The sequence below is a fragment of the Pantoea sp. ICBG 985 genome (assembly GCF_002928365.1).
In the GTDB taxonomy this organism is placed as follows: domain Bacteria; phylum Pseudomonadota; class Gammaproteobacteria; order Enterobacterales; family Enterobacteriaceae; genus Pantoea; species Pantoea dispersa.
On the sequence record NZ_POWM01000004.1, the window covers coordinates 362,145 to 388,202 of the forward strand.

Here is a 26,058-nt window from a genome sequence, read left to right on the forward strand (position 1 = left end):
TTTATCGCTAACGATTACTTCACTACGCCCAGCCACTGTCTGGCGATCTGCGCATATTCGCCGGTGGCAGTGCTGAGGTGCAGCCACTGATCGACATACAGCTTCCAGCTCATGTCACCACGCGGAATCATGTAAGCCTTCTCGCCATACTGCATCGGCTGCTGTGGATTAATGGCACACAGCGACGGATAGTGCTGCTGCTGGAACAGCGCTTCGGAAGCATCGGTGATCATCACGTCGGCTTTGTTATCTACCAGCTGCTGGAAAATCCCGGTGTTTTCCGCCAGCTGCAGGCTGGCCTGCGGCAGATGACTGTGCACAAACGCTTCGTTGGTGCCACCAGCCGGCTCGATTACCCGCACCTGCGGCTGATTGATCTGCTCAACCGTCTGGTACTTCGCTTTATCCGTGCAGCGCACCAGCGGAATCTTGCCATCGACGCCCAGCGGCTGGGCAAACCAGGCGATCTGCTGACGTTTAAGTGTCACCGAAACACCGCCCAGCGCGATATCACACTGTTTCGCCACGAAATCCTCGCTCAGGGTTTTCCACGTGGTTGGTACCCACTCTACTTTTGCGCCGAGGCTGGCGGCCAGCGACTGCGCCATGCTGATATCCAGCCCTTCATACTGGCCGTCGCTGCGCAGAAAGGTGTAAGGCTTGTAATCACCGGTGGTGCAGACCTTCAGGGTTTTGCTCTGGCGAACGTCATCAAGGTGGGATTGCGCCTGAGCCGCGCCGGCCACCAGAAGTAAAGCACTCAGTATCACAGTTTTCATGGTGTGTTCTTTTTAAGGGGATGTTGGTTTGCGTGTGGATTGTTGCATAAGTGACGGCATTATTGCTTTGAGAGCAAAAGTCTTGTGATCAATCACGCATTTTTTTGCCCCGCGCGCGCGCGTAGAGTGGGCGGCATCTACGAGAAACGGAGCGAATTATCCATGAGCAAGATTTTGATTATTGACGGCGGCAAGACCTTTGCCCATTCCAAAGGCGAACTGAACCATACCCTGACCGAGGTGGCGGCCAGCCAGCTGCGCGATCTGGGCCATGAGGTTCAGGTGACCGTTGCCGATAGCGACTACAACGTGGCAGACGAAGTGCAGAAATATCTCGACAGCGACGTGGTGATTTATCAGATGCCGGGCTGGTGGATGGGCGAGCCGTGGACGGTGAAAAAGTACATCGATGAGGTGTTTACTCTGGGCCACGGCGCGCTGTACGCCAGCGATGGCCGTTCGCGCAGCGATGCCAGCAAAAAATACGGTTCCGGCGGCCTGATTCAGGGCAAAAAATATATGCTGTCGCTGACCTGGAATGCGCCGCTGGAAGCCTTTACCGATGCCGACCAGTTCTTTGAAGGTGTCGGCGTGGACGGCCTGTACCTGCACTTCCATAAAGCCAATCAGTTCCTCGGCATGGAAAGTCTGCCGACCTTTATCTGTAACGACGTGATTAAACAGCCGGACGTGCCGCGTGATATCGCACGTTATCGGACTCATCTCAGCCAGATCTTTGCTTAACTGTAAGCACACCGGGAAAAAACAGAAGGAAGCGTTATGTTAACTGTGGTTGCAGAAATTTGCGTTAAGCCGGGCCGCCGTCAGCAGGTACTGGAGGCGATTAATAAACTGATCCCTGTCGTGCTGGAAGAAGAGGGTTGCCATCAGTACGATGCGCTGGTCGATCACCAGGCGCAGGTGCCGTGGAAGCAGAACTCGCCAGACTCGATCTTTATGCTTGAGCAGTGGGAATCGCTGCGCCATCTGGAGCAGCATCAGCAGATGCCGCACATGGATGCGCACCGCGCCACCATCAAAGATGACGTGGTGGACGTGAAAATTCTGGTGCTGGAACCGACCGCCTGATTTTTCCGCTGCAGGCATAAAAAAAGCCCCGGTTTTGCGACCGGGGCTTTTGTTTAGCAGCTAATCAATGATCAGTGCTGTTCGTTGTGCAGGTTCTGCACCAGCAGTTCCGCATCACCGTTGCTGTAGACGTTGTACTCGGTGCCGCCGACGGTGACGGTACCGGTCGCCTGCTGCCAGGAACTGGCATCTTCACCGGCTGGCAGGATGTCTTCCAGCGTCAGCGCCTCGCCCTGTTTAGCGTTCACTACCAGCTGTGACTTGCCGTTGTCGATAAACAGTGAATCCTGACCCTGCGTCATGATGTCGTTGAGCGACATGCTCATCAGCCCTTCTACATCCGTAGCACCCGCAGCGAAGATCGAGTTGATTTCTGGCGGCGGCGGCGGGGTGACGTCGACGTTGGTCTTAACGGTATGGTCGATGACCAGTTCGTTTCCGGCTGCATCGCGAACCGTGACGTTAAAGGCATAATCGCCTTCTGCCAGTTTGTCTGACTCATAGCGCCACACGCCGTTTTCTACCACGGTAGAACCGATCAGCTGGGTACGCGCTTCGTCGCCCCAAATCATCACGATAGTACCGTCTTCTGAGCCCTTACCTCTGAAGATCAGCGTGTCATCGTTGGTGTCCGGCCGTACAGGAATTTCAGTGCCGGTTTTATCAGCGAAGACGCCTTCGAAGTTAGCCTTGTCGCCGCCTTCTACTGGCACCGGCTTAGTGGTATCAACGTCAAAGTTAATCGCCGCCTCTTTATCGCCTTTCACACCGGACTGGCTCACTGGCTGTACTTCAACTTTATGGTTGCCTTCGCCCAGTTCTGGCAGCTCGTAGCTCCACTCGCCGTTTACGACGTCAACCACGATCGGCTCCAGATCGTCGATGTAGATGATGACCTGCGACAGATCCGGTGACGTGCCCTTCAGCGTTGGCTGTTTGTCATCGGTGACCGTGCCATTTTCGATCTCACCCTGGATAGGACCGACGTTATCCTCCAGTATGTACGAGCCTTCCATTGAGCCTGGTTTTTTGGTGTCGATGATCAGATCGATAGGATCGGATGGCTGCGATTCGTTGCCGGCCGGATCGGTGATCTCGATGATAACCTGATAGTTACCGTCATCAATTGGGTTCTCAGGTTTCACTTCCCACTTGCCGTCTTCACCGACGATACCGGTACCAATCACCACCGGATTACCTTTACCGTCATCAATGATGACTTCCACTTTGTCGCCCGGGGTACCGCCTTCGCCGCCGAAACCTGGACGGTTGTCATCAATTGGCTTACCTGGTTCAACCGGACCGGTGTTCTCACCTTCGTTATCGACAATCGTTGGTGGTTTCGGCTGATCCGGTGGCGTAATATCGATAATCACGTTGATTGGATCTGAAGTCGGTGACTCTTTGCCGCTAGCCGGATCTTTGGCGATCAGTTCAATATCGTGTGAACCTTCTGCCAGCTCTGGTAATTCAATTTCCCACTTGCCATCTTTAACAATCGCGGTTGCCACCGGCTCAGTGCCGCCGTCAACAATTACATAGATGATGTCGCCGTCGTTGCCTTCACCGCGCAGGACTGGCGTGGTGTCGTTGGTGGAATCGCCTGGCTGCAGAACACGCTCTTCATCACCGTTGTTGGCGACCATCTCATCCACCACCGGTGCCGGCAGGATGTTGCTGTCGATAACCAGTTTGAACGGATCGGTTTTCTCAGAAACGGTGCCGCCTTTGCTGATGGAATCCACAACCAGCGAGTGTTCACCTTCACCCAGCTCAATATCCAGACTCCACTGACCGCGGTTGTTCGCCACGGTAGAGCCAATCAGTTTGTCGCCATCCCACACGCGCACAATCACGCCCGCATCTGCCACGCCCGACAGGGTTGGGGTTTTGTCATCGGTGATGTCACCTGACTTCAGCGGACCGGTAACGCGTCCTTCATCATCGTAAACCTGAGCCAGCTCTGGCGTACCCGGTACGGAAGTATCCAGCGACAGCGTAAAGTTGTCAGAACGCGGGCTCTCGGCGCCGAAGCGGTCAGTGTAGCTGGCGCTAAACACGTGGGTGCCATCGGTGGTCAGTTCCGGCGTGAAGCTCCAGCGGCCATCGGCACCGGCTTTTACGCTGCCAATCACATTGGAGCGAATATCGTAGATTTTTACTACGCTGTCCGGCTGAGCAACACCGTACAGGGTTGGTGTTTTGTCGTTGGTGTAGTTGCCCGGCGTCAGATAGCTATCCGCGCTGCCTTCATTATCGATCACGCGCATAATCTGCGGTGCTTCTGGTGCAGAGGTGTCGATATTGCGGATAAGCTGAGTCGATGGTCCCCAGTTGCCCGCACGGTCCAGATAACGAATGCCGGCAACGTGCAAACCCTCTTTCAGCTCCGGTGACTCAAACTGCCATTTGCCGCTGCCATCAGCACGGGTAGTGTAAACTGTATCATCAATAACGATCTGTACTAATGCATTGGGTTCAGCATTATCAGCACTCAACGAGATAATGTTTTTATTGATGGTTTTAATGGGTTTACCCGGAAACGGATCCGCGTCCATAGTGATTGATTCTGCCGGCGTTTCAGATACCGCTTCGTTCACTGCCTGAGTGATCACACCGTCGGCAATCGTCAGGTTGAAAGCATCAGAAACCGGGCTTTCATGGCCAACCTTATCTTTCGCCATCACGGTCAGTTTGTGCTCGCCGTCTGCCAGCTCCGGCGTGATGCTCCATGCACCCATTTTGTCTGCTACCACTGAACCGATCTCTTCACCGTTATCGTACAGGGTAACAATGGTGCCAGGCTCTGCCACACCGGACAGCGCCGGCGTTTTATCGCTGGTGGCATCACCCGGCGTCAGGTAGTGATCTTCCGCCGCAGCGTCATCAATCACGCGCCAGATTTCCGGTTTTGCCGGAGGCGTCGTATCCATATCAAGAATGAAGATACGCGGTGGGCTCGGGTTAGTCGCTTTATCAATCGATACCAGCTGAATGACATGGGTGCCGTCTAACCAGCTGGTTTTCGGGTCGAATGACCATTTACCGTCCTCGCTGATATCAACCATGTGCACTTCACCATCGATTGTAATCTCCAGCTTGCCGCCGTTGGCACCTGCTACGCTCTTATCAATCCATTTATAAAACTGATCTTTGGTCGAGATAACGGTCGCGTTATCTGCTGCTGTAATATTAGCCATGATGTGTATTCCTTTTACGTTAAATAATGTTTCGGGATTTCCAGCCGAATACAGGTTTAATTTCGCTCTTTATGCCTGAAGACAATACGAGAAACGTCTTAATCGATTAAGTTATATGAACCCTTAATAACTTTATCGAGGCACAGCGCCTCACACCTCATCAATATGAGATGTGAGAATGCGCTGCTAAAATAATTAAATCAGATTACTTGTTTTCAACGCTGATAATAACCCGGCGCTCGCTGGCATAGCATGCTTTCTGCTCCTGCAGGCTGCCTGAACAGTTAGTATCAACCTGAGACTCACCCATGCTCTGCGCGGTGATATTGGCCGCATTCATTCCCTGAGCAATCAGCAGTGCTTTCACCGCCTCAGCGCGACGCTGGCCCAGCGCCATATTGCTGCTGTCGCTGCCAATCGGATCGGTAAAGCCGGTGACGATGATGTGGCGTTGAGCAGCATTTTCCTTTTTCAGCATGCTGGCAAAACTGCTGAGTGCTTCGCGCCCCTGTGCGGAGATGTCGTTGCTGTTGGCGCTGCCGAAACGGAACAGCAGGTCAGATGAAAACGCATAGTTATCATAAGCTTCAGTTGTTCCTTCCTGACAGCGCTGTACCGACGATGCGCGTGACAGCAGATGAGCCTGACGTTTGGTGCTCAGCAATTCCTGCTGCGCCTGCTGCTGGCTGACCACCAGCGGACGACCGCTGTCATCGAGGTTAGCGCGAATGTAGTAGGTTTTACCGGCAGCCAGTTTATCAGTCCACGATTGCGCGCGTTTACCCTGATAATCTGGCGCGTCGTTGACATAACTGCCCAGCGAATGCGTTCCCGGCGCAACACAAAACACCGTATAGCCACCGGCCAGTAACGACGTATGGAATTCACCGTCGACATAAATATTCGCCGGTTTTTCCCCGGTTAATGAAGCCGGACGATAATAAACCACCCGCGCCTGCTCTGCCGATACCGGCGATAAACTACGCCATGCGCCATCAAATGAATTTTGCGCCTGGGTTGAAAAAGTCGTGAATACTGGCGCACACACCAGTGAAGCTAAAAGTAATTTTTTTGCAATTTTCATTTAAGTTTCACAGGTGCAATAAATTGCACCTGTATGCTCCAGATAAATTAGAATTGTTCGATTTCGTTCTGTAAGAACAGCGCATCTGATTGGGAATTATTTTCAGCTATCACACCACTCTGGCTTTCCTGATTATTCCAGTCATTAAACGCATCGTTATTAAGCTGCAGTAATTCCGCATTAATCGGCTGCGGCTGATCGTCGGCCTCATTGAACAGTTCATGATTGTCCAGGGAAAGCAGAGCGGAAATATCAAGACCGGCCAGCTCCAGCGCATTAATCTCCGGCGACGGCGGTGGAATGGTGTCGACTTCCACTTCATAAATGTCCGTTTTGCCGGTCACTTCGCCATCGCTGGAGAACACGCCGCGCAGTTGATAAACATCATCCGCCAGATCCGGCGTCGTCAGCTCCCATTTGCCGTCAGCCCCAATCGTGGTAGTGAAGCTGTAGCTGTTCTCGAGACCGACAATATAGATGGTTACCAGTTCACCCGGCACGCCTTTACCGGCGACAATGATGCTCGGATCGTTCATCGCGCCGCCGTTTTCGATTGGCGTACGCACGCCGGCGTCGTTATTGTCTTTAAAGATATGCTCAATCATGCCGGAAACCGGAACGTCCGGATCGGGCAGGCCGTCAACAGGCTCAGGATCGACCGGCACTTGCGTGTCGCCTTCAAACCCAATCGTGACCTTTTCAGAGGCCGGCGATTCGTTGCCTGCCGGATCGCGCACCACGATTTCCAGCTCGTGCTCGCCCGGTTGCAGATTGTTTTCTGGCGTGAAGGTCCACTTGCCGTCTTCCACAATCACCGAACCAATGGGCTTGCCGTTGTCGATAATCACCACGATATCGCCATCTTCACCGGTGCCTTCCAGCGTCGGACGCAGATCTTTTGTGGTGGAACCGTCTTCCAGCGGATTACCTTCGCTGTCTTTGATCACGCCAATGCCCGGATTTTCCGGCGCCACGGTGTCCACATCAACGATGAACGGATCGGATGGCAGAGATTTGTTACCCACCTGATCGACCACCACGATGCTCAGCTCGTGTCGCCCATCCTGCAGCGCCGGAGCCGTAAAGGTCCAGTTACCCTCGGCGTCCACCTTTGCGGTGCCCAGCTTCACGCCATCGTTCCAGATTTCTACCGTCGAGCCCGCTTCAGCTTTACCGGTCAGCGTTGGCGTATTGTCTTTCGTCACGCCGCCTTTTTCGATCAGCACCGGCGGATCCTGCATATCGTCCATCACGCTGCCGATGGTGCCTTTGGCTGGTGCAGTCAGATCGATGATGAATTCCCACGGATCGCTCTCTTCACCCACCACGCCTTCGGCGTTACGCTCGGCGGTAACGATGCTGTGATTGCCAGCCGCCAGCGGTTTTTCCGGCGTAAAGGTCCAGTTACCCTCGTCATCCACCAGCACTTCACCCAGCAGCGTCTCACCATCCCATATTTCAATGGTATTGCCTGGCGTACCGGTGCCGTTGAAGGTGGGCATGGTGTCGTCGGTGCGGCCGCCATTTGCTACCGAACCGGTTACGTCGCCGATATCATCAATCACATCGCTGATGGTGGGCTTGCTGATATCGCCGCCGCCGCTGCCACCGCCGCCTTCACCTTTGCCGCTGTGGCTGCCGTCGTTATTGTCGTAGTGGTGTTTCGCCGCGACATAGCCGAGGCCTGCCGCTGCCGCGATAGCCGCCAGGCCACCCAGCGCAATCAGCGCCGGCGACCATTCAAAGCCGCTGGCCAGTGCGTAGCCGGAATTATCATCAACGCTGCCTTCACCCAGCGCCAGCGCGGTGGTTTCGCCGTCGGCCAGCGCGGCCGCTTCGTGGTCGGCATTGCCGTCCGTCGCGACGTAAGCGTGCATTTCGCCGTCTTCCGCTTTACCCACTAAGGTGCCGGATTTAGCGAAGAAATCTTCGATAATCAGATCCGGCTTGCTGGCGTCTGAGCCTTCCAGCATCACCAGCAGGTTTTTCCCTGCGCGTTTAACGGTGATGTTTTCAGGCGCGGTGCCGTCCTGGTTCTGCGTCAGCAGATATTTACCGTTGGTAATTGCCTGAATCTTCACTGCTTTGCCGTCTTTACCGGCGAGCAGCACTTCCGCTTTGGTTATGGTTTTCTTATCGATAACCGCCACACTTACGGGTGAAACGTTCATGATTCTTCCTTCCGTCGATTAATTTTGACTGCGCGTTTGCAGGCAAGCGCCGCAATCTCCCTGGCTCTGCCCACGGGTGGGCTCAAAGTTGCGACATAATCCGGAAAGAGATAAATCCGAGACATAAGAAATGTCCCGTTAGGAAAAAATTCTTAAATGGGCGGCCGAAAGATAGCTAAATCATTAACCGATTGAATTAAAGCGTTTTTATCGATGAGGGCAGAACATAACAGGAAAGGTTATTCAAACAGAACAGGACTATAACAGATGATTTTCCTGAATTTTTTCCCGTAAAAAATCCAGAAAACAGGTGATGCGGGAACTGAGCGACTGGTTGCGATAGTACACCGCGTGAATCGGCAGGCGCAGTTCGCGCGTGTCATTTTCCAGCACCTGCACCAGCCGGCCGCTGGCGCGATCCTCGCGGCTGACAAAATCCGATAGCCGCACAATGCCCTGGCCGGCCAGCGCCAGCTGGCGCAGGGTTTCGCCGCTTGACGCGCACAGCGTAGGTTTGATGCGCAAGAACTCGCCTTCACGCTGCCATACCGGCCAGACATTGTGCGCGTCCAGCTGGCTGAATCCCAGCAGCTGGTGCGTCAGCAGATCTTCCACGCTCTGCGGCGCGCCGGCTTTTTCCAGATAGGCCGGACTGGCCAGCAGGCGAATCGCGCTGCTGCCCAGCACGCGCGCGCGCAGCGTCGAATCGCGCAGTTCACCAATGCGAATAGCGATATCGGTTTGCTGCTCAAGCAGGTCGATGACAATGTCATCGGTGTTCAGCTCCAGCTGAATTTGCGGATAGCGCGCGCAAAATTCGGCAACCAGCGGCACGATAACATGCAGGGTAAACGGCGTATTGGCGTTGACGCGCAGCCGTCCGGAAGGAATGTCGCGCCGCTGCGCGATATGCTCTTCGGCCTGCTCCACCGACGCGAGGATTTGCCGCGCGTGATCGAGAAAAATCAGCCCCTCTTCGGTCAGTGCCAGGCGACGCGTGGTGCGGTGCAGCAGCGTGGTTTGCAGTTTGCTTTCGAGGCGGCTCAGCGCCCGGCTGATGCCGGAGCTGGTTTGATCCAGCTGTTCCGCTGCGGCGGTAATCGAACCGGTATCCACCACCGCGACCCAGGCGCGTAACTCTTCCAGTGTGATTTTCACTCTTCCTACCTCAGCGCATTGCTACTTCGAGACCTGTCTTAGCCTCGTTCTCACGGCTGCTGAGGTAGATTGCTCCACGTTCAGCAGCGGCAGGATACCACAATGCAGCAAAACGCAGGGATTATCGCTGACCCGGGTCAGCGGGCGGCCTGGTTGTGCCGCGCACAGCGCGGTTTTTATTAACGGGCATGCGGCGATGGGACAGATCGGGACGGGCAGCGATGGCACGCGTTGCAGGCATAAAAAAGGGACGCCGCAGCGTCCCGTTTGCATCACACTTCGAGGTCGGCGAGGTCGCCTTTTTCCTGTAGCCAGTTGCGGCGGTCTTCCGAGCGTTTCTTCGCCAGCAGCATGTCCATCATCCGTAACGTCTGCTCGACGTCTTCTTCGTTGACCGTCAGTTGCACCAGACGACGGGTGTTAGGATCGAGCGTGGTTTCGCGCAGCTGCAGCGGGTTCATCTCACCCAGACCTTTAAAGCGCTGCACGTTCGGCTTGCCTTTTTTCCGCTTCAGCTGCTCCAGCACGCCCTCTTTTTCGTCTTCATCGAGCGCGTAATACACCTCTTTACCGAGGTCGATGCGGTACAGCGGCGGCATCGCCACATAGACGTGGCCCTGCTGCACCAGCGAGCGGAAGTGTCTCACAAACAGCGCGCACAGCAGCGTGGCAATGTGCAGGCCGTCGGAGTCCGCATCCGCGAGGATACAGATTTTGCCGTAGCGCAGCTGGCTGAGATCTTCACTGTCCGGATCGATACCGATCGCCACCGAAATATCGTGCACTTCCTGCGACGCCAGCACTTCGTCCGACGACACTTCCCAGGTGTTGAGGATCTTGCCTTTCAGCGGCATGATCGCCTGATATTCGCGGTCGCGCGCCTGCTTGGCGGAGCCGCCCGCAGAATCCCCTTCCACCAGGAACAGTTCGGTTTTATTCAGATCCTGCGCAGTACAGTCGGCCAGCTTGCCCGGCAGCGCCGGTCCGCTGGTCAGCTTTTTACGCACCACCTTTTTCGCCGCGCGCATACGGCGCTGTGCGCTGGAGATCGCCAGCTCGGCCAGCATTTCGGCAGCCTGCACGTTCTGGTTGAGCCACAGGCTGAAGGCATCTTTCACTACCGCCGAGACAAACGCCGCGCACTGGCGTGAGGAGAGACGCTCTTTGGTCTGTCCGGCAAACTGCGGATCCTGCATTTTGACCGACAGCACATAGGCGCAGCGATCCCAGATATCCTCCGCCGACAGCTTCACGCCGCGCGGCAGAATATTGCGGTATTCACAGAATTCGCGCATCGCGTCGAGCAAGCCCTGACGCAGGCCGTTAACGTGCGTTCCGCCCTGCATGGTCGGGATCAGGTTGACGTAGCTTTCGGTCAGCAGCTCGCCGCCCTCCGGCAGCCACAGCAGTGCCCAGTCGACCGCCTCCACATCACCGGCAAAGCTGCCGACAAACGGTTTTTCCGGCAGCGTTGGCAGGCCGTTCACCGCTTCGCTCAGGTAATCCGTCAGGCCATCCTGATACAGCCAGGTTTGCTCGGTATCGTTCACCTTGTCTTTAAAGACAATTTCGACACCCGGGCACAGCACCGCTTTGGCTTTCAGCAGATGCTTGAGGCGGGAGACCGAGAAGCGCGGGCTGTCGAAGAAGCTTTCGTCTGGCCAGAAGTGAACGCTGGTGCCGGTGTTACGTTTGCCTACCGTACCAATTACCGCCAGCTCCTGCACTTTATCGCCGTTTTCGAAGGCGATCTGGTAAATCTCACCGTTGCGGCGCACCGTGACTTCCACACGCTTCGACAGGGCGTTCACTACCGAAATCCCCACGCCGTGCAGGCCGCCGGAGAACTGGTAGTTTTTGTTGGAGAATTTACCGCCGGCATGCAGGCGACAGAGAATCAGTTCGACCGCTGGCACGCCCTCTTCCGGGTGGATATCGACGGGCATACCACGGCCATCATCGATCACTTCCAGCGACTGATCGGCGTGCAGGATGACTTCCACGCGTTTGGCGTGACCGGCCAGCGCCTCATCGACGCTGTTATCGATCACTTCCTGGCCCAGATGGTTAGGGCGTGTGGTATCGGTGTACATGCCCGGACGGCGACGTACCGGTTCGAGGCCGGTTAAAACCTCAATGGCGTCAGCATTATAGCTAGATTGGCTCATCGTAACAGTCTGATTAGCAATAGGAAAATGGGCCCATCCCGCAGCATCAGGGAGTATTCAGTCCCAGAAAATCAATCATCTGCGCAAAATGGCGTTCGAATCCGATATAGGCATGATTGCCGCCCTCTTCTACCGTCTGACGGCACGCGCTGTAGTAATCCAGCGCCTGGCGATAGTCGAGCACTTCATCGCCGGTTTGTTGCAGCAGCCAGAGTAGATCGGGCGCTTCCAGAGGGTCAATCTGCATCACTTTCAGATCGTAAATGTGGCGAGACTCTAACACATATTGCTGGCCGGTGTAGGGATTCCGGTTTTCACCCAGATAATCCACCAGCAGTTCAAACGGCCGCACCGCCGGATTCACCACCACCGCCGGCAGCATGAAACACTGCGACAGCCAGGTGGCAAAATAACCACCGAGCGATGACCCCACCAGCCCGAGCGGTTCCCCGGCATACTGCATCACCAACTCTTCCAGCAGCGCAGCAGCCTCAGCGGGAAAAGTCGGCAGCTGCGGCATCAGCACCTCAATGTGCGGGTGCTGCGCCTGACACCACTGCTGTAACTGCGTCGCTTTAGCCGACTGCGGTGAGCTGTTGAATCCGTGCAGATAAATCAGCACCGCCATGGTTTAGTAGCCCTCGGAATCCAGATCCGGACGGAACAGATCGCTCTGCAGACGATTCACTTCGGTGTGCAGCGTGCCATCCGCCTGCAGCGTCAGCCAGCGCCAGCCGGGAGCCACGGTATCAATGGTGAAGTTGGTGCAGTGCGGTTTGAACTGGACGCAGGTCGAAGGCGACGCCAGTACGCGGCGGCCGTGCCAGTCGAGATCCAGCTCCTGATGAATGTGGCCGCACACCAGGTGGCGCGCCAGCGGGAAGTTTTGCAGCACTGCATCCAGCTGATGCGGATTGCGCAGGCTGTGCTGGTCAAGCCAGGTACAGCCAGAGGCCAGCGGATGATGGTGCAGCAGCACCAGCGTGTAGCGATCGGGGAACTGACGCAGCGTGCGGTCCAGCCACTCCAGCTGATAGTCGCTCAGCATGCCGTGCGGCACGCCAAAAACCTGGCTGTCCAGCAGCACCAGTTGCCAGTGCTCGCCGAGCAGCACATGCTTGTCCGCGGCGATGCCGGCCTGCGCCAGCGTATCCACCATCGCTGGCTGAAAATCGTGATTGCCCGGCAGCCAGACGCACGGCTTCGGCAGACGTGCAATGCCCGCAACAAAATGCTGATAAGCTTCGACGGTGTGATCCTGGGCGAGATCGCCAGTGGCGATAATCAGATCGTAATCGCGCTGTTGCGCCGCGATGGCGTCCAGCACCGCATCAAAACTCGACCAGGTATTCACTCCAAGCAGCGATTGATGTTTTCCCGCGAAAAGATGGGTATCCGTAATTTGTAAAATTCTGATATCGGACCCATTTGCCGCAGGAAGAGTTAGCAGGCTATCCAAAGCGTTTCCTTTCTCTCCACGCTATCGTTGCGTTATATACCCGTGCGGATTCAGGGTATCGCTATCAGCATACTGGCACGGCCATCGCGCCGTGCGCCAGGCAGTACCGCAACCAGTCGGCAAGGAACTGGTTAATCTGATGTTTTTCATCGCGCTGATGCAATTTTTTATTAGGATAATCATAGCGCGCTTTGAAGCGATAGATCTGCTGAGTGGAACACACTTCAGCCACCATCGCATCATGGTAGAGCCGCACCGACATGGACGGCAGGCTCCAGTAGCTCACTGCGGGTGCCACCTGGCGGATCTCCACCAGCGTGGTATAGCGCGTCGACTCTTCAATAGTCAGCTGATAACTGGCGCCGTTCACCTGATACATCACCGACGCACCTGCCTCGTCACTGCGCGGCAGCAGGCGGCGCAGCTGAGCGAAATTGGTTTCGCACAGACGCATCATTTCGGGGAAATCAGGGGTATAGCGCTGTTTCATGTTGGCTTCCACTCTTCTCTTAGTTTCTCATGGTGCAACGCCAGCCATTGCAGAGCGATGACAGATGCCGCGTTATCAATAATCCCCTCTTCCACCCAGCGATAAGCCTGTTCGCGGCTTACCACATGCACAAGAATATCCTCATTCTCTTCCTCCAGCCCGTGATTTCCCTCTGCCTGGCTGGCATCCACTTCGCCCACCAGCACCGACAAACGCTCTGAGGTTCCGCCGGGGCTGGCTAAGTAATTCACTATCGGTTTGACGCGGCCAACCTTGAGGCCAGCCTCTTCGACCGCTTCACGACGCACCACATCTTCCGGTGTTTCACCCGGTTCAATAATGCCGGCCACCATCTCCAGCAGCCAGGGCGTGGCGCTGGAATCATAGGCCGGAATGCGGATCTGTTCGATCAGCACTACTTCGTCGCGCAGGGGATCATAGGGTAGCAGCACGGCAGCGTGTCCGCGCTCAAAAACTTCGCGCACCACTTCACCGCTCATGTCGCCATTGAAACGGCGGTGGCGGAAGCGGTAACTGACGATGGAAAAAAAACCATCGTAGCGAGTATCGCGTGCAATAATTTCTACATCGTTTTTTGTGAAAGTCACAGGGGATTTTTTTTCACCCGCCATCATCTGGTTCCTTATGCAGATTGGGATGGAGCGAAGAAAAGCCAACCCTTGTGCTCCGTCCGAGTGGTTCTTTCTGAATTATTTACGTAAATTAGGGGGAGAAGGCACGTTCAGCCAACTTATCTCTGACGCCGCCTCTGTAGAATCGGCGATTATTTTTTGGCTTACCTGCAGCACACTCTCTGTGCATTTGCTGCAACACAAGGAATGCAAATGAAAAAACTGCTCCCACTTTTTATTGGACTGAGCCTGGGCGGTTTCAGCCTTGCCAGCCAGGCAGAAAACCTGTTGCAGGTCTACCAGCAGGCGCGCCTCAGCAACCCGGATCTGCGTGCTTCAGCCGCCGATCGCGACGCTGCTTTTGAGAAAATTAACGAAGCGCGTAGCCCGTTGCTGCCGCAGCTGGGTCTGGGTGCAGATTATACCTATAACAGCGGCTATCGCGACAACAGCGGTCTCCATTCCAACACGACCAGCGCCTCGCTGCAATTAACGCAGACGATTTTCGACATGTCGAAATGGCGTGCGCTGACGCTGCAGGAAAAAACGGCCGGCATTCAGGACGTTACTTATCAGGTAGCGCAGCAGGATCTGATCCTGAACACCGCAACCGCCTATTTCAACGTGCTGAAGGCCATTGATACGCTTTCTTACACTGAAGCGCAGAAACAGTCGATCTACCGCGAACTGGATCAGACCACCCAGCGTTTTAACGTCGGTCTGGTGGCCATCACCGATGTGCAGAACGCCCGTGCTCAATACGACAGCGTGCTGGCCAACGAAGTGACCGCGCGTAACGACCTGGATAATGCGGTGGAATCGCTGCGTCAGATCACCGGCATGGATTATCTGTCGCTGGCGTCACTGAATATCGATCGTTTCAAAACGGCGCGTCCGGAAGCGGTGTCCAGTCTGCTGAAACAGGCTGAGAGCCGTAACCTCAACCTGCTGTCTGCCCGTCTGAGCCAGGATCTGGCGCGTGAGCAGATTCGCTCCGCCGAGTCCGGCCACATGCCGACGCTGGATCTGACCGCTTCTACCGGTCTGTCGAACAGCAAATACGGCGGCAGCCGCGCTAATCAGAGCGCCGGTACCACTGACTCGATCACCGGCTCCAACCAGGTTGGCCTGAGCTTCTCACTGCCCCTGTACAGCGGCGGTTCAGTGACTTCGCAGGTGAAACAGGCGCAGTACAACTTCGTCGCCGCCAGCGAGCAGCTGGAAGGCGCGCACCGTAGCGCGATCCAGACCGTTCGTTCTTCGTTCAACAACGTAAACGCTTCGATCAGCAGCATCGACGCTTACAAACAGTCGGTAATCTCGGCGCAGAGCTCATTAGATGCCTCGGAAGCCGGTTATCAGGTGGGTACGCGTACCATCGTTGACGTGTTAGACGCGACAACTACGCTGTTTAACGCTAAACAGCAGCTGTCGAATGCGCGTTACAGCTACCTGATCAACCAGCTGAACATCAAATATGCGCTGGGCACGCTGAACGAGCAGGATCTGCAACAGCTGAACAGCACGCTGGGCAAAGAAGTGACGACCTCGCCAGAAGTGGTCGCGCCGGAAAACAGCCAGCAGGCCGCGCGCGTGGATAACGGCCCGAAAGCGACCTCCGCTTCCGCCGCCGCTCAGGCCCGTCCGGCCGCGGCACGTAACAGCGCCAATCCTTTCGCTAATTAAGCCTTCAAGGGGCCGCTTGCGGCCCCTTTCGCATTCAAACGTATAACAACGTAAAGATCCCCTTGCCACCCGGCTTCCCGCTTCATTTTCCACCACTCATCACCTATCCTAAGCCCCACCTTTGGGCACAGGATGAAGATAATGAAACGGACAAAAAATATTCGTCATGCCGCTTTCCGTAAAAGCTGGCAGGCACGCCATTTAACGCCGGTCGCACTGGCGGTCACCGCCGTGTTTATGCTGGCAGGCTGCGAACAGAGCGATGAAACGGTTTCGATGTACCAGAACGCCGATGATTGTGCGAAAGCCAATCCGGGCCAGAGCGCCCAGTGCACCACCGCTTACAACAACGCGCTGAAAGAGGCTGAGCGCACCGCGCCAAAATACGCCACGCGTGAAGATTGCGTCGCGGAATTCGGCGAAAACCAGTGTCAGCAAACTCCGGCACAGGCGGGCGTCGGTACCACGGCGAACAACGCTGAAGCGCAGCAGAGCGGCAGCTTCTGGATGCCTCTGATGGCCGGCTACATGATGGGTCGTCTGATGGGCGGCGGTGCCGGCTTTGCGCAGCAGCCACTGTTCTCGCCAAAAACCCCTAACAGCCCGGCTAACGGCCAGTTTGTTGATGCTTCCGGTAAGAACTACGGTGCGGCCACCTCGGGCCGGACGGTAAACGTGCCGAAAACCGCGCTGGCGCCAAAACCGGCCACTACGTCCACCATCACCCGTGGCGGCTTTGGTGAGACGGTAGCCAAACAGAACACCATGCAGCGCAGCAGTGCCACCAGCACCGGCAGCCGCTCGCTGGGAGGCTAAGCCCGCGCATGCAACGTATTGCTATCAGCGAACGTCCGAACTGGCGCGAAAAGGCGACCGAGTACGGCTTTCAGTTTCACACCATGTATGGCGAACCCTACTGGTGCGAAGACGCTTATTACCAGTTTACGCTGGCGCAAATTGAACAGCTGGAAGCGGCCACCGCTGAACTGCACCAGATGTGCCTGAAGGCGGTAGAAAAAGTGGTGAACAGCGAAGCGCTGCTCACCCGTTTCTGCATTCCGAAACACACCTGGGATTTTGTGCGCGAATCCTGGCAGCAGCGTCAGCCGTCGCTCTATTCACGTCTCGATCTGGCGTGGGATGGCACAGGCGAGATCAAGCTGCTGGAGAACAACGCCGATACGCCAACCTCGCTGTACGAAGCGGCGTTTTTCCAGTGGATCTGGCTGGAGGATCAGCTCAACGCCGGCAACCTGCCGCAGGGCAGCGATCAATTCAACAGCCTGCAGGAGCAGCTGATTGAGCGCTTCGCCACGCTGCACCAGCAGCACGGTTTTAACTGGCTGCACTTTGCCTGCTGCCGCGATACGGAAGAGGATCGCGCCACGGTACAGTATCTGCAGGATTGCGCCACTGAAGCCGGCCTGCCGAGTGAATTTCTCTACATTGATGAGATCGGGCTGGGCGAAAAAGGCCAGTTTACCGATCAGCACGATCAGGTGATCAGCAACCTGTTCAAGCTCTATCCGTGGGAATTCATGCTGCGCGAGATGTTCTCGACCAAGCTGGCCGATGCCGGCGTGCGCTGGCTGGAGCCGGCGTGGAAAAGCATTCTCTCCAACAAAGCGCTGCTACCGCTGCTGTGGGAGATGTTCCCCAACCATCCTAACCTGCTGCCCGCCTGGTTTGCCGACGATGCCAGCGCGCCGCAGATGGACAAATATGTGGTGAAACCGCTGTTTTCCCGCGAAGGTGCCAACATCACCATCGTGGAAAACGGTCAGGAAATCGCGCGTGCCGACGGCCCTTATGGCGAAGAGGGCATGATCGTCCAGCAGTTCTGGCCGCTGCCGAAATTTGGCGACAGCTACACGCTGATTGGCAGCTGGCTGATTGACGATCAGCCTGCCGGTATCGGTCTGCGGGAAGATCGGGCGCTGATCACCCAGGATCTGTCGCGTTTCTATCCGCACACCTTTATTGAGTAACGCACGTGCCGCCCGGTCTGCGGGCGGCACAGGTGTCAGCCAACCTGCACTGACAGCATACTGATCGACCCCATCTCCATGCCCTCCACCGGGATGCTCACCGCCTCACCTTCAGCTCGCGCACCGAGAATATACAGCAGCGGCAGATAGTGCTCCGGCGTCGGGTTAGCCAGCTGCGCGCCTTCATGCTGCTGATAATTCACCAGCGGATGCTGCGCCGCTTCGCCTTCGTAGTCCAGATTATCGCGCACAAACTGGTTGAAGCTCTCCGCCCACGGATAAGCGCTTTCCGCACCCTGCCAGCGAATCATGCGCAGGTTATGCACCACGTTGCCGCTGGCCACCAGCATCACGCCTTCGTCACGCAGCGCCGCCAGTTTACGTCCCAGCGCAAAATGCCACGCCGCCGGCTGGGTGCCATCGATGCTGAGCTGAATCAGCGGAATGTCCGCCTGTGGATACATCTTCGCCAGCACGCCCCACGAGCCGTGATCAAAGCCCCACTGCTGATCGGCCTGCACTGCTACCGGCGCCAGCAGATCGATAACGCGCTGTGCCAGCGCAGGCGAACCCGGCGCCGGATAGCGCACGTCGAACAGCGCCTGCGGGAAGCCACCAAAATCATGGATGGTGCGCGGATTGCTCATCGCCGTCACCGCCGTGCCGCGCGTGTACCAGTGCGCCGAGATGGCGAGAATAGCGCGCGGACGCGGCAGGGTTTCGCCCAGCTGTTGCCATACGCGGGTATAACGGTTGTCTTCTAATACGTTCATCGGGCTGCCATGGCCGAGAAACAGAGCGGGCATGCGGGTCATTATTCATCCTCTGGCGTCGGGATCGCGTTAATGACTGTCACGATACGCGCTTTCGCCAGGGGAAAAACGCTGATAAGCGTGATGATGTTTATCAGCAAATTTGAACAAGATTTTGCCGACATAACTTTACGCTAAATAACTCGATATTTTATGGGGTTAACTATATTGTAACTGGTAATCATTATCATTAAGGAGCCCATCATGTCAGTACCTTTGCTGCTAACCATCCTGGCTGGCGGTGCCACTTTCGTCGGCGCGATTTTTGGCGTGCTCGGTCAGAAGCCGTCGAACCGCGTACTGGCCTTTGCGCTCGGCTTTGCCGCCGGCATCATGTTGCTGATTTCCCTGATGGAGATGCTGCCTGCTGCGCTGCATGCGGAAGGCATGTCGCCGGTGCTTGGCTACGGCATGTTCATGCTCGGCTTACTGGGTTATTTCGCCATGGATCGCCTGCTGCCGCACCAGCATCCGCAGGACCTGATGGCGGTCAATCGCCGCCCCACTAACCTGAAACGCACCGCGATCCTGCTGACGCTCGGTATCAGCCTGCATAACTTTCCCGAAGGCATTGCCACCTTTGTCACCGCCAGCAGCGATATGGAACTGGGGCTGGGCATCGCGCTGGCCGTCGCGATCCACAATATTCCGGAAGGGCTGGCGGTGGCCGGACCGATGTACGCCGCCACCGGCTCGAAAGCCAAAGCGCTGTTCTGGGCCTGCCTGTCCGGTATGGCGGAGATTCTTGGTGGCATCATCGCTTTTCTGCTGCTGGGGCCGGCGGTCTCACCGGTGATGATTGCGGCCATCATGGCGGCGGTGGCGGGCATTATGGTGGCGCTGTCCGTGGATGAACTGATGCCGCTGGCGCGCGAAATCGATCCGCATAACAACCCCAGCTACGGCGTTCTGTGCGGCATGACGGTGATGGGCCTGAGCCTGACGTTGCTGCAAACCAGCGGGGTAGGCTGACACGCGATTCGTCTCATTCATCACCACTTCGTCCTTAACTCTCAACGAGTTAGGATTGTTAAGGCGTAGTCGAGACGGGTCTTGTTAACACCCAACGGCGGGCTCATTACACTCCACGCGACTCTTAGAAAGCAGTGGAGTGTTATGTTAATTCAGGGAGCCATTTTATGCCTGGCGATGAATATCTATCATGAAGCGCGCGGCGAACCGGTAAAGGGGCAGATTGCCGTCGGCACTGTCACCATGAACCGGGCTAACTGGGACGTCAAAGAGATCTGTCCGGTGGTGTACGCACCCAAACAGTTCTCCTGGACGTCTCTGCACAAACATCCCCATCGCCATCCGCCGCAGCATGACAAAAGCTGGCAGCGCGCGCAGCGCCTGGCCCAGCGGATTGTCGAGGGTAAGCTGGCGGATGTGACAAAGGGCGCGACCTTCTTTCATGCACACAGCGCCAGACCCGCGTGGCGCCACGCCTTCCAGCGTACCGTGGTGATAGGTAATCACGTTTTTTACGCCAGCCGTTAATCATAAAAAAGGCCGGATGCATCACATCCGGCCTTATTTATTTCACGTCGGCTTAGCTGGCCTGACGGGTTTCATGCTGGCGGCGCCAGGCCACCAGGTCTTCAATAGTCACCACCGGCATGGCGTGCTGCTTCGCAAACGCAATCACTTCCGGCGCGTGCGCCATGCTGCCGTCGTCATTGGTCAGTTCGCACAGCACACCCGCAGGTTTGAAGCCCGCCAGCGTCACCAGATCGAGCGTCGCTTCGGTGTGGCCGCCGCGCGCCAGCACGCCGCCATCGCGCGCGCGCAGCGGGAATACGTGGCCGGGACGATTCAGATCGGACGGTTTAGCGTCATCGGCAATCGCCGCGCGGATGGTGGTAATACGGTCGGAGGCCGATACGCCGGTCGTCACGCCGCTGGCCGCTTCAATAGTCACAGTAAAACCGGTGCCGTAAGAGCTGGTGTTGTTCTCTACCATCATCGGCAGATCCAGCTGCTGGCGGCGCGCTTCGTTAATGCACAGGCAGACAATGCCGCTGCCGTGACGAATGCTCAGCGCCATCTGTTCAACGGTCATGGTTTCGGCGGCGAAGATCATATCGCCTTCGTTTTCGCGATTTTCATCGTCCAGCACCATCACGCCGCGCCCGTTGCGCAGCGCATCGATGGCGCGTTCTACACGCTGTTCCGGCGTGCCAAATTCAGAAAGAAGCGTCTGATTCATGGTAAAAAAACCTTATTAATAAAATATGAGTTACCAGAACCAGGGCGAGCTTAGGAGTGCGTAGAAAACACATGGCAATAACGTGACGCGGGCGCAGCCCGGCTGATGTCGTTACCCTCTCCCATCCGGACTTTAACCGTCGGCCCCGGAATTACACCGGATCTGCTGACCTTTCACTGTAAGCGAAAGCGCTCGCGGGCTTTCAGCCGAAGCTGATTTACCGCCGGTGGGGAATTTCGCCCCGCCCTGAGAATAAGCGAAATTACTATAGCGCCAATCACCTGGTCGGGCAATCAACAAAAGTGCAAATGCTTTTGCACTTCATGCGTTGCGGATTTCGGGTTTAACCTTTTCGTTTCTGGCATTACACTTAATGTTTGATGAGTCGGAACACGCGCTGTTATCAGCCACCGTAACCAGGAAACAACCATGATCGACACGAAAAAAATTGAACAACTGGCGCGCCAGGTGCACGAAGCGATGCCAAAAGGTATTCGCGACTTTGGCGACGATGTGGAAAAGAAAATTCGTCAGGTATTGCAGGCGCAGTTAACCCGCATGGATCTGGTTAATCGTGAAGAGTTTGACGTGCAGACCCAGGTGCTGCTGCGCACGCGTGAAAAACTGGCGGCGCTGGAGCAGCGTCTGGCGAAGCTGGAGAGTGAAAGTCCGGCGGCCCCGGCTCCGGCGGTGATCACGCCAGATCCGGCAGGCAAAATCGATACGCCTCAGTAAGGTTTACGCGGCGGGAGTTCGCTCCCGCCGGCTACGTGTTTACTGATTGCGAATGGTTTTGATGATGTTGGTGGTGGAAATACCGTCTTCAAAGTTGAGCACGCGCACGTCACCGCCGTTGGCCCACACCTCTTTACTGCCCGCGATATCTTCCGGCTTATAATCACCGCCTTTCACCAGCAGATCCGGCAGCACTTCGGCAATCAGCCGCTGTGGCGTATCCTCTTCAAACAGCACCACCCAGTCTACGGCTTCCAGCGCACCCAGCACGATCATGCGGTTTTCCTGCGGGTTCACCGGGCGGGTTTCGCCCTTAAGACGTTTGGTGGAAGCATCGCTGTTGACCGCCACGATCAGGCGATCGCCCAGTTTGCGCGCGTTGGCCAGATAGGAGACATGGCCGGCATGCAGAATGTCGAACACGCCGTTGGTCATCACCACTTTCTCACCGCGCTGGCGCGCCTGCGCCACCGCCACTTTCAGCTCGGCTTCGGTCATCACGCCAAAGCCGCTGTCCGGCCGCGCGTGAATTGCATTCTCCAGCTCCACGGTACTGACGGTTGAAGTCCCGAGCTTGCCGACCACCACGCCAGCCGCAGCATTGGCGAGGAAGCAGGCATCTTCCAGACTTTCACCGGCAGCCAGCACTGCAGCCAGCACACCGATCACCGTATCGCCAGCACCGGTCACGTCATACACTTCCTGCGCCTGAGTGGGCAGATGCAGCGGCGCTTTGCCCGGCTGCAGCAGCGTCATCCCGTTTTCCGAACGCGTCACCAGCAGCGCGGAGAGATCGTAATCGGCAATCAGCTGCATACCGCGGCTGACAATCTCCTCTTCGCTTTTGCACTTGCCCACCACCGCTTCGAACTCGGACAGATTGGGCGTCAGCAGCGTCGCGCCGCGATAGCGTTCAAAATCGGTGCCTTTCGGGTCGATCAGTACCGGCACCTGCGCCGCACGCGCCAGCTGAATCATGGTCTGCACGCTGCTCAGCGCGCCTTTGGCATAATCAGACAGCACCAGCGCGCCCGCCTGTGCCAGCGACTGACGCAGGCGATCGTGAATCGGCTGCGGGTCGACCTGCTCAAAGCCCTCTTCAAAGTCGAGGCGAATCAGCTGCTGGTTGCGCGACAGCACGCGCAGCTTGGTGATGGTCGGATGGCTGTCGAGGGCGACGAAATCGCACTCAACCTTCACCTGCGCCAGCGTTTCGCGCAGCACGCGCGCAGCGTCATCTGCACCGGTCAGGCCGATAAGGCGCGAGTCCGCACCGAGTGCAGCGATATTCATCGCCACGTTGGCCGCGCCGCCCGGACGCTCTTCAATGGTATCCACTTTAACCACCGGCACCGGGGCTTCCGGTGAGATCCGGCTGGTCGGGCCGTACCAGTAGCGGTCTAACATCACATCGCCGACAACCAGCACAGCGGCCTTGCCAAACGCGGGCAGTGTTACTTTCATGCAGAGACTCCAGACTTCAACGTTCAGTCAAAATAATGCGCGGATAATAGCATAGAAGCCGCCAGGCTCACTGCTCCGTGTCATCCGCGTCGCTCGCGGCCAGCCAGCGCTGCCAGCTGGCGTGCACCACGGCGCGTTCGTCAGCGAACGATGCCGGATCGACATGACCCGGCAGTTCCTGCAGCGCCAGATGGTGCAGCGCATCGCGCAGCGTGACGTAAGCGTGCGTCAGCGCCTGCGCTTCCTCATCAGCCATGATGCCGTGGCGCGCCATCAGTTCGAAAATGCGCACGTTATCCGACCAGCGCGTCAGCGCCGGCTGGCTGGCGGCGTAACCTAAGACCAGATACTGCGCGATGAATTCAATATCGGTGATACCGCCCTCATCGGTTTTAATCTCCCAGCGGCCTTTGTGCTTGTTACTGAGGTGCGCGCGCATTTTCTCACGCATCTCACGCACTTCGGTTTGCAGCTTCGCGCCTTCACGCGGCAGGCAGAGAATACCGCGCCGGATCGCATCGAAGCGCTCACACAGCGCCGGTTCGCCAAACACGATGCGCGCGCGCACCAGCGCCTGATGTTCCCACGTCCAGGCTTCATGGCGCTGATAGTCGTCAAAGGCGGCAAAGGTGCTGACCAGCATGCCGGCCGCGCCAGAGGGGCGCAGGCGCGCGTCCACCTCATACAAAATGCCGGACGAGGTGCGGGTGCTGAACAGATGCATGACGCGCTGGGCGAGACGCAGGTAAAACTGGCGCCCGTCGATAACGCGTTCACCGTCGGTTTCGGCATCGTCCGGACAGTCATGCAGAAACACCAGATCGAGATCCGAGCTGTAACCCAGTTCCCAGCCGCCCAGTTTGCCGTAGCCGACCACGGCGAAGCCGCGCTCGCTGTCGCTGGTGAGGTGCGAAGGGCGACCATAGCGCTGCACCATCATCTGCCACGCCTGCTGAACCACCGATTCAATGATCGCTTCCGCCAGCCAGGTTAAGTGATCGCTCACTTTCATCACCGGCAGGGTTCCGGCGATGTCGGCGGCGGCGATACGCAGATTCTGTGCCTGCTTGAACTGGCGCAGCGCTTCCAGCTGCTGCTCTTCATCATCGGTGGGAATGCGCAGCAGATACTGGCGCAGTTCATCACGATAGGCATCGGTGGCAGTGGGCTGATACAACGTGGCCGGATCGAGCAGTTCATCCAGCAGCAGCGGATAGCGCGCCAGCTGGCTGGCAATCATCGGCGAAGCGCCACACAGGCGAATCAGATGGCGCAGCGCGCCGTGGTACTCAGTCAGCAACTCGAGATAGGTGCTGCGCGTTAATACGCCGAGCAGCAGCGGCGTCAGGCGTGCCAGCACCACATCGGCGTCGTCACGCGCGCACACTTCGCTTAGCAGGCGCGGCATTAATTGATCGAGCGCCAGCCGGCCGCGCGGACCGATGGTGCGGCGACTGACATCCTGACGGAAATCATTCAGCGCCCGATACAGCGCATGGCGCTGTTCCGCCTGCAGCTGCGGTACCACCGGCAGCAAATCGCTCTCTTCCAGCGCGTCCTGCCACAGGCTGGCGAACTCCGCCAGCTGCGGCTGATCGTCGACATCCGGCGCATCATCGCCTATCAGCTCGTCGAAAATGTGGCGCACGCCGGCCATGTGCTGTTCCAGCTGTGCCAGCAGCGTCGCCCAGTCCGCCATGCCCATCGCCCAAGCCAGGCGCTGGCGATCGAGCGGATTTTCCGGCAGCGTCTGCGTCTGCTCATCGTTGATGCTCTGCAGCAGATTCTCCAGCCGGCGTAAAAACAGGTAGGCGTCACGCAGATGGTCAACCTGCTCCGGCATTAACAGTGCCAGCTCACCGATGGCCTGCAGCGTCGGCAGCAGCGAACGCAGCTGAAGTGAGCGCTCACGTCCACCTCGAATCAGCTGAAACACCTGGACAATGAATTCGGTTTCGCGAATGCCGCCGGCGCCGAGTTTGATGTTGTCCTTCAGGCCGCGCCGCCGTACTTCGCGGGCAATCATGCCTTTCATGTTACGCAGCGACTGGATCACACTGAAATCGATGTAGCGGCGATAGACGAACGGGCGCAACATCTGCTGCAGCTCCTGGCTCCAGTGGCCGCCGTCGTCGCCCATCAGGCGCGCTTTCACCATCGCGTAGCGCTCCCAGTCACGACCCTGCTCCTGGTAGTAATCCTCCAGCGCGGCAAAGCTCAGCACCAGCGGACCGCTGTCACCGAACGGGCGCAGGCGCATATCCACGCGATAAACAAAGCCATCGACGGTAGGTTGATCCAGCACCTTGATCAGGCGCTGCCCCATGCGGGTAAAGAACTGCGCGTTGTCGAGCTCGCGCCGGCCGCCGCGGGTGACGCCGTTTTCCGGCCAGGCAAAGATCAGGTCAATATCGGAAGAGAAGTTGAGTTCACCGCCGCCCAGCTTGCCCATACCGAGAATCAGCATCGGCTGGGCTTCGCCGGCGGCGTTGCACGGCGTACCGAAATCGCGGCAGCAATCCTGCCACACCCAGTCGCGCGCGGCGGTAATCAGCACTTCCGCCAGCGTGCTGAGCTGCGTCAGGCTCTGCCCGGTGCTGGCCTGCTCCAGCGCCTGCATCCACGCGATGCGCACCAGCATATGACGACGGAACAGGCGCAGTTCGCGCATCAGGGAGGCTTCGTTATCCACCGGCTGCAGCGCCGCTACCAGCCAGGCCGCATAGTGCTGCCACTCTTCGGGCTGCGGCGGTTGCTGCTGCAGCTGTTGCCACCACGCCGGATGCTGCTGCAGGTTGTCCACGATAAAGTCACTAAAGGTCAGTGCGCCAGCCTGCTGCGGCGTGATCGCCGTCAGCGGCAGGCCCAGACGTTCTGCCACGCTGGCGAGCTGCGCCTGCATCAGCGCCGGTAACGGTAACGACATCTTCCCTC

22 protein-coding genes and 1 riboswitch are annotated in these 26,058 nt (G+C 57.3%); of the genes, 8 read left to right on the forward strand and 14 right to left on the reverse strand.

Going from position 1 to position 26,058, the window contains the following annotated elements:
- Positions 1-14: 14 nt before the first annotated feature.
- Positions 15-779 (reverse strand): transporter substrate-binding domain-containing protein, encoded by a 765-nt coding sequence (locus tag C1Y42_RS14220; protein WP_104093793.1) that lies wholly within the window; start codon positions 777-779, stop codon positions 15-17.
- Positions 780-941: 162 nt separating this feature from the next.
- Between C1Y42_RS14220 and C1Y42_RS14225 the strand changes: the two genes are divergently transcribed.
- Positions 942-1,523, forward strand: coding sequence for an NAD(P)H-dependent oxidoreductase (locus C1Y42_RS14225; RefSeq protein ID WP_059009793.1), 582 nt, complete (start codon positions 942-944; stop codon positions 1,521-1,523).
- 36 nt (positions 1,524-1,559) lie between these two features.
- Entirely contained in the window at positions 1,560-1,868 is a 309-nt protein-coding gene (locus C1Y42_RS14230) for a putative quinol monooxygenase (protein ID WP_021509602.1), read from the forward strand.
- A 71-nt stretch (positions 1,869-1,939) separates the two neighbouring features.
- Here C1Y42_RS14230 and C1Y42_RS14235 read toward each other — a convergent pair whose 3' ends face one another.
- From C1Y42_RS14235 to nudF, 9 genes are all read right to left on the reverse strand, one after another.
- On the reverse strand, positions 1,940-5,068 hold the full coding sequence (locus C1Y42_RS14235; RefSeq protein ID WP_104093794.1) for an Ig-like domain-containing protein: 3,129 nt from the start codon (positions 5,066-5,068) through the stop codon (positions 1,940-1,942).
- 205 nt (positions 5,069-5,273) lie between these two features.
- Positions 5,274-6,152, reverse strand: coding sequence for an OmpA family protein (locus tag C1Y42_RS14240; protein WP_021509604.1), 879 nt, complete (start codon positions 6,150-6,152; stop codon positions 5,274-5,276).
- 47 nt (positions 6,153-6,199) lie between these two features.
- Entirely contained in the window at positions 6,200-8,323 is a 2,124-nt protein-coding gene (locus tag C1Y42_RS14245) for an Ig-like domain-containing protein (RefSeq protein ID WP_104093795.1), read from the reverse strand.
- A gap of 258 nt (positions 8,324-8,581) precedes the next feature.
- Positions 8,582-9,481 carry a LysR substrate-binding domain-containing protein gene (locus tag C1Y42_RS14250; protein WP_058776526.1) on the reverse strand — a complete coding sequence of 300 codons (900 nt, stop codon included), beginning with the start codon at positions 9,479-9,481 and terminating at the stop codon, positions 8,582-8,584.
- A gap of 272 nt (positions 9,482-9,753) precedes the next feature.
- Positions 9,754-11,649: a DNA topoisomerase IV subunit B gene (gene parE / locus C1Y42_RS14255; protein ID WP_104093796.1), complete on the reverse strand. Its 1,896-nt coding sequence runs from the start codon at positions 11,647-11,649 to the stop codon at positions 9,754-9,756.
- A gap of 46 nt (positions 11,650-11,695) precedes the next feature.
- Complete coding sequence (gene yqiA, locus C1Y42_RS14260; RefSeq protein WP_104093797.1) at positions 11,696-12,277, reverse strand: esterase YqiA; 582 nt, start codon at positions 12,275-12,277, stop codon at positions 11,696-11,698.
- A gap of 3 nt (positions 12,278-12,280) precedes the next feature.
- The gene (cpdA, locus tag C1Y42_RS14265) at positions 12,281-13,108 is read right to left on the reverse strand and encodes a 3',5'-cyclic-AMP phosphodiesterase (RefSeq protein ID WP_031280131.1); all 828 of its coding nucleotides are present in this window, start codon (positions 13,106-13,108) and stop codon (positions 12,281-12,283) included.
- Between the two features lie 64 nt (positions 13,109-13,172).
- Positions 13,173-13,598 (reverse strand): DUF1249 family protein, encoded by a 426-nt coding sequence (locus tag C1Y42_RS14270; RefSeq protein ID WP_021509611.1) that lies wholly within the window; start codon positions 13,596-13,598, stop codon positions 13,173-13,175.
- Positions 13,595-14,230 carry an ADP-ribose diphosphatase gene (nudF, locus tag C1Y42_RS14275; protein WP_021509612.1) on the reverse strand — a complete coding sequence of 212 codons (636 nt, stop codon included), beginning with the start codon at positions 14,228-14,230 and terminating at the stop codon, positions 13,595-13,597. The genes C1Y42_RS14270 and nudF overlap by 4 nt, the downstream gene beginning before the upstream one ends.
- Before the next feature lie 213 nt (positions 14,231-14,443).
- On the opposite strand from nudF, the gene tolC reads away from it, so the two are divergent.
- From tolC to C1Y42_RS14295, 3 genes are all read left to right on the forward strand, one after another.
- A complete protein-coding gene (gene tolC / locus C1Y42_RS14285) occupies positions 14,444-15,916 on the forward strand; it encodes an outer membrane channel protein TolC (RefSeq protein ID WP_058776524.1) in 1,473 nt (490 codons plus the stop codon).
- A gap of 141 nt (positions 15,917-16,057) precedes the next feature.
- Positions 16,058-16,732 carry a DUF1190 family protein gene (locus C1Y42_RS14290; RefSeq protein ID WP_021509614.1) on the forward strand — a complete coding sequence of 225 codons (675 nt, stop codon included), beginning with the start codon at positions 16,058-16,060 and terminating at the stop codon, positions 16,730-16,732.
- 8 nt (positions 16,733-16,740) lie between these two features.
- Positions 16,741-17,904, forward strand: a complete 1,164-nt coding sequence (locus C1Y42_RS14295) for a glutathionylspermidine synthase family protein (protein WP_104093798.1) — start codon at positions 16,741-16,743, stop codon at positions 17,902-17,904.
- A gap of 35 nt (positions 17,905-17,939) precedes the next feature.
- Here the strand turns inward: C1Y42_RS14295 and ygiD are convergent, their stop codons facing one another.
- A complete protein-coding gene (gene ygiD, locus C1Y42_RS14300; RefSeq protein ID WP_370445707.1) occupies positions 17,940-18,710 on the reverse strand; it encodes a 4,5-DOPA dioxygenase extradiol in 771 nt (256 codons plus the stop codon).
- Positions 18,711-18,920: 210 nt separating this feature from the next.
- Here ygiD and zupT point away from each other — a divergent pair, with 210 nt between their 5' ends.
- Together zupT and C1Y42_RS14310 are read left to right on the forward strand one after the other, a co-directional pair.
- The gene (zupT, locus tag C1Y42_RS14305) at positions 18,921-19,688 is read left to right on the forward strand and encodes a zinc transporter ZupT (RefSeq protein WP_021509618.1); all 768 of its coding nucleotides are present in this window, start codon (positions 18,921-18,923) and stop codon (positions 19,686-19,688) included.
- Positions 19,689-19,832: 144 nt separating this feature from the next.
- Entirely contained in the window at positions 19,833-20,216 is a 384-nt protein-coding gene (locus C1Y42_RS14310) for a cell wall hydrolase (RefSeq protein ID WP_021509619.1), read from the forward strand.
- A 52-nt stretch (positions 20,217-20,268) separates the two neighbouring features.
- On the opposite strand, the gene ribB is transcribed toward C1Y42_RS14310, so the two are convergent.
- Positions 20,269-20,925 (reverse strand): 3,4-dihydroxy-2-butanone-4-phosphate synthase, encoded by a 657-nt coding sequence (ribB, locus tag C1Y42_RS14315; protein WP_010618704.1) that lies wholly within the window; start codon positions 20,923-20,925, stop codon positions 20,269-20,271.
- A gap of 109 nt (positions 20,926-21,034) precedes the next feature.
- Positions 21,035-21,183, reverse strand: a riboswitch (FMN riboswitch).
- A 171-nt stretch (positions 21,184-21,354) separates the two neighbouring features.
- Between ribB and C1Y42_RS14320 the strand changes: the two genes are divergently transcribed.
- The gene (locus C1Y42_RS14320; protein ID WP_010618705.1) at positions 21,355-21,660 is read left to right on the forward strand and encodes an accessory factor UbiK family protein; all 306 of its coding nucleotides are present in this window, start codon (positions 21,355-21,357) and stop codon (positions 21,658-21,660) included.
- A gap of 39 nt (positions 21,661-21,699) precedes the next feature.
- Here C1Y42_RS14320 and hldE read toward each other — a convergent pair whose 3' ends face one another.
- Together hldE and glnE are read right to left on the reverse strand one after the other, a co-directional pair.
- Positions 21,700-23,124 carry a bifunctional D-glycero-beta-D-manno-heptose-7-phosphate kinase/D-glycero-beta-D-manno-heptose 1-phosphate adenylyltransferase HldE gene (gene hldE, locus C1Y42_RS14325; RefSeq protein WP_021509620.1) on the reverse strand — a complete coding sequence of 475 codons (1,425 nt, stop codon included), beginning with the start codon at positions 23,122-23,124 and terminating at the stop codon, positions 21,700-21,702.
- A 67-nt stretch (positions 23,125-23,191) separates the two neighbouring features.
- Positions 23,192-26,050: a bifunctional [glutamate--ammonia ligase]-adenylyl-L-tyrosine phosphorylase/[glutamate--ammonia-ligase] adenylyltransferase gene (glnE, locus tag C1Y42_RS14330; RefSeq protein WP_104093799.1), complete on the reverse strand. Its 2,859-nt coding sequence runs from the start codon at positions 26,048-26,050 to the stop codon at positions 23,192-23,194.
- Positions 26,051-26,058 lie beyond the last annotated feature (8 nt).

Coding starts and splice junctions, on each gene's coding strand:
- C1Y42_RS14220 (WP_104093793.1), bottom strand. CDS start 779: ATGAAAACTGTGATACTGAGTGCTTTACTTCTGGTGGCCGGCGCGGCT.
- C1Y42_RS14225 (WP_059009793.1), top strand. CDS start 942: ATGAGCAAGATTTTGATTATTGACGGCGGCAAGACCTTTGCCCATTCC.
- C1Y42_RS14230 (WP_021509602.1), top strand. CDS start 1,560: ATGTTAACTGTGGTTGCAGAAATTTGCGTTAAGCCGGGCCGCCGTCAG.
- C1Y42_RS14235 (WP_104093794.1), bottom strand. CDS start 5,068: ATGGCTAATATTACAGCAGCAGATAACGCGACCGTTATCTCGACCAAA.
- C1Y42_RS14240 (WP_021509604.1), bottom strand. CDS start 6,152: ATGAAAATTGCAAAAAAATTACTTTTAGCTTCACTGGTGTGTGCGCCA.
- C1Y42_RS14245 (WP_104093795.1), bottom strand. CDS start 8,323: ATGAACGTTTCACCCGTAAGTGTGGCGGTTATCGATAAGAAAACCATA.
- parE (WP_104093796.1), bottom strand. CDS start 11,649: ATGAGCCAATCTAGCTATAATGCTGACGCCATTGAGGTTTTAACCGGC.
- yqiA (WP_104093797.1), bottom strand. CDS start 12,277: ATGGCGGTGCTGATTTATCTGCACGGATTCAACAGCTCACCGCAGTCG.
- C1Y42_RS14270 (WP_021509611.1), bottom strand. CDS start 13,598: ATGAAACAGCGCTATACCCCTGATTTCCCCGAAATGATGCGTCTGTGC.
- nudF (WP_021509612.1), bottom strand. CDS start 14,230: ATGGCGGGTGAAAAAAAATCCCCTGTGACTTTCACAAAAAACGATGTA.
- tolC (WP_058776524.1), top strand. CDS start 14,444: ATGAAAAAACTGCTCCCACTTTTTATTGGACTGAGCCTGGGCGGTTTC.
- C1Y42_RS14290 (WP_021509614.1), top strand. CDS start 16,058: ATGAAACGGACAAAAAATATTCGTCATGCCGCTTTCCGTAAAAGCTGG.
- C1Y42_RS14295 (WP_104093798.1), top strand. CDS start 16,741: ATGCAACGTATTGCTATCAGCGAACGTCCGAACTGGCGCGAAAAGGCG.
- ygiD (WP_370445707.1), bottom strand. CDS start 18,710: ATGCCCGCTCTGTTTCTCGGCCATGGCAGCCCGATGAACGTATTAGAA.
- zupT (WP_021509618.1), top strand. CDS start 18,921: ATGTCAGTACCTTTGCTGCTAACCATCCTGGCTGGCGGTGCCACTTTC.
- C1Y42_RS14310 (WP_021509619.1), top strand. CDS start 19,833: ATGTTAATTCAGGGAGCCATTTTATGCCTGGCGATGAATATCTATCAT.
- ribB (WP_010618704.1), bottom strand. CDS start 20,925: ATGAATCAGACGCTTCTTTCTGAATTTGGCACGCCGGAACAGCGTGTA.
- C1Y42_RS14320 (WP_010618705.1), top strand. CDS start 21,355: ATGATCGACACGAAAAAAATTGAACAACTGGCGCGCCAGGTGCACGAA.
- hldE (WP_021509620.1), bottom strand. CDS start 23,124: ATGAAAGTAACACTGCCCGCGTTTGGCAAGGCCGCTGTGCTGGTTGTC.
- glnE (WP_104093799.1), bottom strand. CDS start 26,050: ATGTCGTTACCGTTACCGGCGCTGATGCAGGCGCAGCTCGCCAGCGTG.